The sequence below is a fragment of the Frankia sp. AgKG'84/4 genome (genome assembly GCF_023242965.2).
Classification (GTDB): domain Bacteria; phylum Actinomycetota; class Actinomycetes; order Frankiales; family Frankiaceae; genus Frankia.
Window position 1 is genome coordinate 34,601 of record NZ_JALKFU020000004.1, and the last position, 9,018, is coordinate 43,618.

At 70.5% G+C, this 9,018-nt stretch carries 10 protein-coding genes; 4 read left to right on the forward strand and 6 right to left on the reverse strand.

The annotated features are described in order from the left end of the window. Window positions 1–48: 48 nt before the first annotated feature. On the reverse strand, window positions 49–594 hold the full coding sequence (locus tag MXD58_RS00960; RefSeq protein WP_248838605.1) for a CchlQ: 546 nt from the start codon (window positions 592–594) through the stop codon (window positions 49–51). A gap of 96 nt (window positions 595–690) precedes the next feature. Next, the gene (locus MXD58_RS00965) at window positions 691–1,467 is read right to left on the reverse strand and encodes an alpha/beta fold hydrolase (RefSeq protein WP_248838606.1); all 777 of its coding nucleotides are present in this window, start codon (window positions 1,465–1,467) and stop codon (window positions 691–693) included. A 146-nt stretch (window positions 1,468–1,613) separates the two neighbouring features. On the opposite strand from MXD58_RS00965, the gene MXD58_RS00970 reads away from it, so the two are divergent. Then, window positions 1,614–2,330, forward strand: a complete 717-nt coding sequence (locus MXD58_RS00970; RefSeq protein ID WP_248838653.1) for a TetR/AcrR family transcriptional regulator — start codon at window positions 1,614–1,616, stop codon at window positions 2,328–2,330. Window positions 2,331–2,521: 191 nt separating this feature from the next. On the opposite strand, the gene MXD58_RS00975 is transcribed toward MXD58_RS00970, so the two are convergent. The 3 genes from MXD58_RS00975 to MXD58_RS00985 form a co-directional block, all read right to left on the reverse strand. Then, complete coding sequence (locus MXD58_RS00975; RefSeq protein ID WP_248838607.1) at window positions 2,522–3,853, reverse strand: APC family permease; 1,332 nt, start codon at window positions 3,851–3,853, stop codon at window positions 2,522–2,524. A 204-nt stretch (window positions 3,854–4,057) separates the two neighbouring features. Then, window positions 4,058–4,438, reverse strand: coding sequence for a hypothetical protein (locus tag MXD58_RS00980; RefSeq protein WP_248838608.1), 381 nt, complete (start codon window positions 4,436–4,438; stop codon window positions 4,058–4,060). Between the two features lie 200 nt (window positions 4,439–4,638). Further along, a complete protein-coding gene (locus MXD58_RS00985) occupies window positions 4,639–5,268 on the reverse strand; it encodes a TetR/AcrR family transcriptional regulator (RefSeq protein WP_248838609.1) in 630 nt (209 codons plus the stop codon). 34 nt (window positions 5,269–5,302) lie between these two features. Here MXD58_RS00985 and MXD58_RS00990 point away from each other — a divergent pair, with 34 nt between their 5' ends. Next, window positions 5,303–5,644, forward strand: coding sequence for a rhodanese-like domain-containing protein (locus MXD58_RS00990; RefSeq protein WP_248838610.1), 342 nt, complete (start codon window positions 5,303–5,305; stop codon window positions 5,642–5,644). A 187-nt stretch (window positions 5,645–5,831) separates the two neighbouring features. After that, on the forward strand, window positions 5,832–6,827 hold the full coding sequence (locus tag MXD58_RS00995) for an aldo/keto reductase (RefSeq protein WP_248838611.1): 996 nt from the start codon (window positions 5,832–5,834) through the stop codon (window positions 6,825–6,827). 185 nt (window positions 6,828–7,012) lie between these two features. Here the strand turns inward: MXD58_RS00995 and MXD58_RS01000 are convergent, their stop codons facing one another. Then, entirely contained in the window at window positions 7,013–7,462 is a 450-nt protein-coding gene (locus MXD58_RS01000) for a peroxiredoxin (RefSeq protein ID WP_248838612.1), read from the reverse strand. Window positions 7,463–7,932: 470 nt separating this feature from the next. Here MXD58_RS01000 and MXD58_RS01005 point away from each other — a divergent pair, with 470 nt between their 5' ends. Next, a complete protein-coding gene (locus MXD58_RS01005; protein WP_248838613.1) occupies window positions 7,933–8,847 on the forward strand; it encodes a ParA family protein in 915 nt (304 codons plus the stop codon). The last annotated feature ends 171 nt before the right edge of the window (window positions 8,848–9,018 follow it).

A 9,018-nucleotide genomic window follows, 5' to 3' on the forward strand; every position in this document is an offset into this window, starting at 1 on the left:
ATCGGGCCGGTCCTGGCCAGCGGCGACTGGCTTCGCGCCAACCTGTGATCAGGCGCCGCTGGCGGCCGCGCGGCACTGGGGGCAGCGATCGCTGCCGTCCCAGTTGTCCCAGCCGAAGACCACCGGTGACAGCTCGGCGATCTCCAGCTCGGCGCGAACCGCCGCCCGGTAGCGCCAGACCGCGTCGAGGTAGGGGTGGTAGGCCTCGTGGAAGGCCGCCGAGGACAGCTCGGCGCCGGTGGCGATCACCTGCCGCAGCGCGCGCAGTCGTTCGAACATCGCCTGACCGGCACCGGCGACGGTCGCGGTGGCATCGAGGAACAGCCGCTCGCGCGCGTCGTAGATGCCCGCCTCGGCGAGCACCGCCCGCGAGGCCGCGTCGCGGTCGCCGCTGGCGGGGCCGCCCTGGGCGATCTGGCGCAGCCGGGTGTGGCAGACACCGGCTGCGACGATGAACGCGAGGTAGGCATCCCGTCGTCGCTGCAGCTGGCCGCGGTCGTCGTCCCGCCGGCCGCGCAGATGATCGGCCAGGACCGCGCCCGCGATGGCGATGACCGCGCCGCTGGCCGTCGCGACCAGCGTGCCCCAGTCCATCGCGCCCCTCCTCGCCGGATGCCCAAGATAGGACAAAAACGCCGGCGGATCAGCCCAGTGCGTCGAGGGCGACACGCCGGGTGGACGGCCCGAGGCTCAGGCGGCGGCGAGGATGGCGGCGGCGACGCGGTCGGGGTGGTCGAGAGGGAGGAACGTACGACCGCCGGCGACGGTGTCGAACGTGGTGTCGGGAAGGACCTCGGCCAGGCGGCGGCCGAACTCGACGCGGAAGAAGCGGTCGGCGTCGCCCCACAGGAAGTGGACCGGCGTCACGACCTTCCCGAGGCGCATCGAGACGTCGAGCAGGTCCTTCGGGTCGATACCGCGGGCCAGCTTGGCCGCGTCACGGCGGATGTCCGCGTTGGCCAGTGGCGTGACCCAGCCACGGGTCAGCTTCGGGTCGAGGGGCCGGCTCGCCAGCGGGCCGAAGCCGAGCGGGCCATGGCGTAGCCGCGCCGAGCGCAGCGGGGGCACGAGCGCCGCGACCAGCGCCGGGTGGCGCACGACGCGGACGAGCAGCGAGAACGGGAACGGCGGGAACACGTCGAACGCGTCGCAGTTGGTCAGCACCACCCGGCCGATGCGGGTCGGGTCGGTGTCGAGGACGAACTGGGCGATCGCGCCGCCGGTGTCGTTGCCGACGAGGGTGACGTCGCGCAGGTCGAGCGCTTCGAGGTAGTCGAGCACCAGGCGCGCGATGCCGGGAGGCGTCAGATCGGCGTCCGGACGCATCGGCGTCGGATGGGAGCCGAGCGGCAGCGTCGGCGCGTAGCTGCGCACACCCTGGTCGGCGAGCAGGTCGCCCACGGCGGCCCACAGGCCGCCATCGACGAGCAGCCCGTGCAGGAAGACGACGGGCGGTCGGTCAGACACCCGCGGTCCCGCCACTCGGTGCGAGATCTGGCCCTGGGGAAGGTCAACGACATCGGCTTGCGGTGAGGCGTCCACATTGAGAAACATACAGTCTGACTGTATGTTTCTCAATGAGTTGCCAGCCGGGGCAGAATCGGTGCGTGTCTATGTTGGCCACCCCCGAACAGCCGGCCACCCCCGAACAGCCGGACAGCCCCGAACAGCCGGACAGCCCCGGCCCGTCGGCCGGCCCGGAATCGGCGCCGGGTCCGCAGCCGAAGCCAGCGCGGCGGCGTCAGGCGGACCGTTCCGCGGCGACGAGGGCGGCGCTGGTGACGGCGGGGCGGCGGCTGTTCGCCCAGCACGGCTTCACCGGGGTCGCCACCGACGCGGTCGTCGCGGCGGCCGGGGTGAGCCGAGGGGCCCTCTACCACCAGTTCACCGACAAGACGGCCCTGTTCGCCGCGGTCGTCGACGCGATCGAGGCGGACGTGGCGGCTCGCATCGCCGCCGAGGTCGCGGGCGCCGCGACCACCGACCCGGTCGAGGCGCTGCGCCTGGCCGCGCGGGTCTGGCTACGGCTCTGCGTCGAGCCGGAGGTGCACCGCGTGGTACTCGACGGCCCCTCGGTGCTGGGCTGGTCCGAGTGGCGGGAGCTGTGCCAGCGTCACGTCTTCGGCCTCGTCCGCGACGTGCTCGCCGCCGGAATGGACGCCGGGCGCCTGCGGCCCCAGCCCGTCGGTCCGCTCGCCCATCTCCTCATGGGTGCCAGCGACGAGGCGGCCCACTACGTCGCCCGCGCCGAGGACTCCGAGACCGCCCGCGCCGAGATGACGACCGCCCTGGAACATCTCATCGACGGGCTCTCCCTCCCCCAGGACTGACCCGGATGGGAGCTGGCTCCGCCGCCCCGCACGTGAGCGCAGGGCAGATCCTCCACTCCGCCATGCCATCCGCGTACCCGATCACGCGATGGCGGCGGCGATGCGGTCGATCTGGTCGGGGTCGCGGGCCCAGCAGTAAAGCATGATCTCGTCGGCGCCGTTGGGCGGCGAGCACCAGCCGAGGCGAAAGCTCATTCGCGTTCCGTTCGTCCGTTGACGGCCTTCTGGGTGAGGAGGAGGGCGCCGGCGAGCGCGAGCAGGACCAGGGCGCGCAGGTAGACGGTGGCCTCGCGGTGGACCAGCGGGGTGGCCAGTGTCGCGCAGGACAGCGCACCGAGCGCCGGGGCCCAGGTGGGGGCGCGGTAGGCGCCCGGTGGGACGGGTTCGCGGCGCAGCACCAGCGCGCTGATGTTGACGGTGAGGAAGACCAGCAGCAGGAGCAGCACGGTGGTGTCGGCGAGGCCGGCGAGCTGGCCGGTGCTGGCCAGGGCCATCGCCAGGACCGTCACGAAGCCGATCGCCACCAGTGGGGTGCGTCGGCCGGGCAGCACCCGTGCGAAGACGGTCGGGATCGTGCCCTGGGCGGCCATGCCGTAGACGAGCCGGGAGGCCATCACCATGTTCATCAGGGCGGTGTTGGCGACCGCGCCCAGCGCGACCGCGGCGAACAGCTTCGACGGCACCGGCACGTCGGAGGCCTTCACGACCTCCAGCAGCGGGGCGCTGGAGCCGGCGAGGATGTCCGGATTCACCAGCATCGCGCAGGTGAACGCGACGAACAGGTAGACCGCGCCGGCGATGAACATGCCGCCGAACAGCGCCCGGGACATGTCCCGGCGCGGGCGGCGGGCCTCCTCGACGAGGTTCACCGAGTTCTCGAAGCCGAGCATCGCGTAGAAGGCGAGCGTCGTCCCGGCGAGCAGGGCGAGCGGCGCGGACCCTTTGGCACGCAGCTCGAAGGCCCGTCCCGGTTCACCTGCTCCGGTGGCGAGCGCGTAGACGCCGATCCCGACGATCAGCAACAGCCCACCCAGTTCGATCACGGTGAGCACGAGGTTCACCCGGGCCGACTCCTCGATGCCCCGGGCGTTGAGGATCGCGGTCAGCAGGATGAACGCGACCGCGACGAGGACCGTCGGGGCCGTCACGAACTCCGCGAGGTACCTGCCTCCGATGGCCCGCGCGGCGGTGGCGGTGGAGGTGATCCCGGCGGCCAGCACGGTGAAACCGACCATGAAGGTGAGAAACGGGCGGCGGAACGCCTCGTTGGCGTACAGCGCCGCGCCGGCCGCCCGAGGGTATTTGCCGACCAGCTCGGCGTAGGCCGTCCCGGTGAGGAACGCCAACGCGAAGGCGATCAGGAAGGGCGCCCAGATCATTCCACCGACGTCGGCGGCGATCTGCCCGGTGAGCGCGTAGATCCCCGATCCGAGAACGTCACCGAGGACGAGGAACAACAGCATCCGCCCGCTCAGGACAGGCGCCAGGCTGGGCTGTGCGGTGTGCGCCGTTCGCCCCGTCACCGCCGCCTCGTCATCGTTGTCCTGTCCCCGCGGGCCCGGCCGGCTTGTAGTCCAGGCCGAATACTGCCACCGGGCGTGTCAGCCCGCGCGTCGACGGCACCCACCGCTGCTGGCTGGAAGCTACGGCGGGCCGCGTCGAAGTGAAACCGCGCGACCCGCCGCCATGCTCAGGCGAACTCCCCGCCCACGCGGGGAAACAGCAGCTCAGTAACCCTGGTGGGCGCTGCGCGAGGCCAGCACGTCATGCAGGATGTTCACGCGTCGCTGCAGATAGCGGGTCTGCGAGCCGAACCAGAACGGCGCCCAGAACCAGGATGTGAAGATGCCGACCCGGGTCGGCGAACCGAGAAGGGCATGCGCGGCATTGAGGCGCTTGGCGGTGGCACCGAGGCCGACGAGGTTCCAGATCGGGATGAGCACGTTCCACCACTGGCCGTTCGCACTGCGCGGCTGACCGAGGACCGCGGACAGCTCGCTGTTGATCCTGTCGTACCAGATGAAATAGTAGATCGAGAACGTGATGATGCAGAGCCACCACAGGCCCCACGCACCCTGCTTACGCGGGATGGGAGCAGCTGCCCTCATCGTGGGCTGACCCGGCACGACACGCTGGCCGGGCCGAGGTACCAGCGGCGCCTGCTGATAGGGATATGGAGCCGGTTGTAGGTCAGCGCGCGGCGCGGCCGTCCGCTCCCTGCCGGTCGGATACCTTGCGTCAGTCATCGGATCCCCCGTGGATCGTCTTAGCACGCCCGGAAATCAGCGGATGTCCGGGGATCCGGAGTCTAACCACTGCGAAAGTGCCCGTAGTTCTCGGCGAGACGGTGCAGGCCCGCTCTGATGCGGGACTCCCCCAGCTCCGGCAGCAGCGCGGCCACGTGTTCGGCCGCGAGGGCCGCGAGCAGGGCGTGGGCGGTGTGGTCCGGGTCGGGGACGCCGTCGAGCAGCACGGCCGCGTGCCGGTGCCAGAACCGGTAGGCGCCGATCCGGTAGCGAGCGCCGGGGGTCGCGGTCTCCGACACCCGCACCAGGTCGAGATGCTCCAGCAGGTAGTCGAGGTAGGCGTCGACGAACGCGGTGAGCCGTTCGGAGGGGGGCGCGCCGGGGCCGAGCGGCGGCGGCCCGTGCAGGACCGCCTCCTGCAGCACCTGTTCCCGTTCGTCGAGCAGCGCGACTGCCAGGCCCGCCTTGTCGCCGAACCGGCGGAACAGGGTGCCCTTGCCGACGCCGGCGGCCGCTGCGATCTGGTCCAGGGAGACCGCCGCCACCCCGTGTTCGGCGAACAGGCGGGCCGCCGCGTCCAGGACGGCCGCCCGGTTGCGCGCCGCGTCGGCGCGCTCCCTGGGCGGGCGGGAACGCAGCAGCTCCAGCGGCGTTGCACAAACGGACTGCGGTCCGCTATGGTCGTCCTGCATAAGCGGACTATAGTCCGATCCTCTGGAGGTAGTCATGACCGCACTCATCACCCGCGACGAACTGAAGGCGGCGATCGACGCGGGCACCGTGACCGTCGTCGACGCGCTGGGCGGCGGGTACTACGAGCAGCAGCACCTGCCCGGTGCCCGTCCCCTGGTCCTGGCCGATGTCGACGCGCAGGCGGCGACCGCGTTGCCGGACCGTGACGCCGCCATCGTCACCTACTGCTCCAACCCCGCCTGCCCGAACAGCGGACAGGTCGCCGACCGGCTCTCCGTGCTCGGCTACTCCAACGTCCGCAAGTACCGCGAGGGCATCGAGGACTGGGTGGCAGCCGGCCTGCCCACCGAATCGGCCCGGCCCGCGAGCCGCTGACAACGTCTGTCGGCGCGGCCAGTGTCCTACCGGCCGCACCGGTCCGGTGGGACACTGGCCGGCTCAGGGGGATGCGTTCGATGCGGAGCTTGACGCGCGACGCCCTCGACGCAGGAGACTGGGGTGTCGGCGCCGTCCGTGAGTCTGGTGCCGACCTCATTCCTCAGTGGAGAGGACGTCGCCTGACATGCAGTTCACCCAGCTCGGCCGTTCCGGTCTGTCCGTCTCACGCCTGTGCCTCGGGACGATGAATTTCGGCCCGCTGACCAGCGAGGACGATGCACATAAGATCATGGAGGCGGCGCACGGGCACGGCATCAACTTCTTCGACACGGCCAATGTCTACGGCCTGCGTTCGGCCGGTGTGTCGGGCCAGGGCGAGGGCATGGGCTCGACCGAGTCGATCCTCGGCCGCTGGTTCGCGCAGGGCGGCGGGCGCCGAGAGCGCACCGTGCTCGCGACCAAGGTCTATGGCCCTATGGGGAAATGGCCCAACGAGGGCAGGCTGTCGGCGCTGAACATCCGCCGCGCTCTGGACGCGAGCCTGACCCGCCTGCAGACCGACTACATCGACCTCTACCAGTTCCACCACGTCGACCGCACCACTCCGTGGGAGGAGATCTGGCAGGCCATCGACGTCGCCGTCAACGCCGGCAAGATCCTCTACGTCGGTAGCAGCAACTTCGCGGGCTGGCACCTCGCCCAGGCGCAGGCCGCCGCGGCGAAGCGTGGGACGTTCGGCCTGGTCAGCGAACAGCCGATCTACAACCTCCTCACCCGCGAGATCGAACTGGAGGTGCTGCCCGCCGCCCAGCACTACGGCCTGGGCCTGCTCCCATGGTCGCCGTTGCACAGCGGACTGCTCGGTGGAGTGCTGCGCAAGGAGCGCGACGGCCGGCGGCGCCTGGAAGGCCGCGCCGCGCAGACCCTGGCGGCCAAACGCCCTCAGATCGAGGCCTACGAGGACTTCGCCGCCGAACTCGGCCATGAGCCCGGTGACGTCGCGCTCGCCTGGCTGCTGCACCAGCCGGCCGTGGCCGCGCCGATCGTCGGCCCGCGCATCCAGCAGCAACTCGACGACGCCGTGCGGGCCCTCGACGTCCACCTCGACGACAAGGCGCTCGCCCGCCTCGACGAGATCTTCCCGGGCTACCGAACCGCCCCCGAGCACTTCGCCTGGTAGCCAGGACCGCCCGGGGCCTTGGCCGGTGCCGACGGTGGTTCAGCAGCCGAGGATGGGCGGTTCCGTCTGGCGTACGCGCCTGTCACGCCGGCGGCCGGCCTGGTCATCTCCGCTCTCCGGATTTCCGAGCCGGCCGCCGACGCCCGTCATTCGACTCCATTCGGGTTCCGGCGGCCCCGGTCGTCCTAGGCGCCGAGCGCGGTCAGTGCCTTGTCTGCGTGCGTGTTCATGTTCACCTCACTGGAAATCGCGTCGATGATGACGCGGTCCGCACCGATCACGAAGGTCGCGCGCTTGACCCGCAGCAGGTCGAGCGGCCGCTTCACGCCGAACGCCCGCGACACGGTGCCATCGGCGTCGGACAGCAGCGGATAGTCGAAGGAGTGCTTGTCGGAGAACTCCTTCTGCTTGGCCACCGTGTCGGTGCTGATGCCGATCCGCTGCGCACCGACCTTCGCGAACTCCGCCGCGAGGTCCCGGAAGTGGCAGCTCTCCGCCGTGCAGCCCTTGGTCATCGCCGCCGGGTAGAAAAACAGGACGACCGGACCGTCCGCCAGGAGGGCGGAGAGGCTGCGAGGGGTGTTCGTCTCGTCCGGCAGCTCGAAGTCCGGGGCGGTGTCGCCAGCGCGAAGCATCTGAGTGTTCCTCATCTCGAGCTGGACGATCAGTACAGCTCGGTGTTCAGGGCCGCCAGTGCGGTGGGGGTGGACCACACGATATTCCGGCGGCCGGCCAGGTGGCATCAGGATGCCACAATCGCGCGGTCCGGGGTCGGCGAGACGGCGGCCGAGATCGACGGAGGACCAGCAGTCGGCGTCGCCCCACAGCAGGTGCGCCGGCGGGCCGGCGTCGTGCTCGGCCGTGCGGCTGGTCCGGGTATCAGCCGAGGGGCTCGGCGCGGGACTATCCGCCGACACCCGCCGACCGGCTGACCAGTGACCGCAGATGGCCTTCTTTGTGCACGCGGGCGGCGGCTCGGTTGCTGAAGGGTCATGTTAGAGTTGACAGTGTTGCGGAGGTCGTCCACGGCGGCGCCTCGATATGCCGGGGGGCTCGTGGCAACGAAATGTGACTTGGCCGAGGGGGGTCGGTGAGAGTCGTTTCGGTGGTGAACTACAAGGGTGGAGTCGGAAAGACAACTCTGACCGCCAACATAGGTGCGGAGATCGCTCGGCGTGGTAAACGGGTGCTGCTCGTCGACCTCGATCCGCAGGCGAGCCTCACGCTTTCTTTCTATCGTCCCGAGCAGTGGCGCCAGACCCTCCAGCCGAGCCAGACGATCAAGCACTGGTTCGAGTCATGGCGCCCGCGGGGAAAGCTGCGTGATCCGTTGGAGCTTGTGGCCACACCGGCGCGAGCCAACTTCTGGATCCCCGGCAGCGGGCGCCTCGACATCATCGCGTCGGACCTGACGTTGAGTGAGGTGGAGGAGGACTTGGTCGTCGCCGCGCACGGAGCGGCCGGAGGCAGGAGCGGCCGCGATTTCCTGCGTGTCTTCGGCCGGCTGCGCGACGCGCTGTCCCTCATCCCGGCCGGCGAGTACGACTTCGTCGTCATCGACTGCCCGCCGAGCTTCGGAATGTTGACCCGCTCGGCCGTTCTCGCCAGCGATTTTCTGGTGATCCCGGCGAAGCCGGACGAGCTGTCGACCGTGGCAATCGAACATTTCGTCGATCGCTTCGCGTATTTCGGGAGCGTCTACGACGGTGCGGCGGTCCGGCTGCGGTCCGCGGATCCCCAGGACCGGGTGTCGGCGGTGATCCTCGGCGTGGTGTTCACGATGGTCCGCTTCCAGGGAAAGGCGCCGATCCTGGCGGAGCAGATCTATATCGACCGGCACCACGCCGGCGTGCCTGCTTTTCGCGGGGTGGTGCGGGAGAACCACAGCTTCTACGCCGATGCCGCCAGCGAGAGTGTGCCGCTGGTGCTGTCCGACCGGGCGCCCAGGCTGAACGTCGAGGAAATGCGTTCCCTGGTGACCGAGATCATTGGAAGGATCGGAGACCCCCACGGTGACTGACTCTGCCGCCAGCCTGGCCGGCCTGCTGCTCGAACAGGTCTCGCGGCTGCTGCGGCGGCTGGAGCCGGCGCAGATCCGCGAGCTGGTGGCGGAGCGGGCGGAGCTCGCCGTCGTTCCCGTCCCGGCGCAGGCCTCCCAGCCGGAACCGGCGGCCGCCACGCCGACCGGGCG

Excerpts from the sequence above, each read along its gene's own strand:
- MXD58_RS00995 (WP_248838611.1), top strand. The coding sequence starts at position 5,832 with ATGCAGTTCACCCAGCTCGGCCGTTCCGGTCTGTCCGTCTCACGCCTG.
- MXD58_RS01000 (WP_248838612.1), bottom strand. The coding sequence starts at position 7,462 with ATGCTTCGCGCTGGCGACACCGCCCCGGACTTCGAGCTGCCGGACGAG.
- MXD58_RS00980 (WP_248838608.1), bottom strand. The coding sequence starts at position 4,438 with ATGAGGGCAGCTGCTCCCATCCCGCGTAAGCAGGGTGCGTGGGGCCTG.
- MXD58_RS00990 (WP_248838610.1), top strand. The coding sequence starts at position 5,303 with ATGACCGCACTCATCACCCGCGACGAACTGAAGGCGGCGATCGACGCG.
- MXD58_RS00985 (WP_248838609.1), bottom strand. The coding sequence starts at position 5,268 with ATGCAGGACGACCATAGCGGACCGCAGTCCGTTTGTGCAACGCCGCTG.
- MXD58_RS00960 (WP_248838605.1), bottom strand. The coding sequence starts at position 594 with ATGGACTGGGGCACGCTGGTCGCGACGGCCAGCGGCGCGGTCATCGCC.
- MXD58_RS00970 (WP_248838653.1), top strand. The coding sequence starts at position 1,614 with ATGTTGGCCACCCCCGAACAGCCGGCCACCCCCGAACAGCCGGACAGC.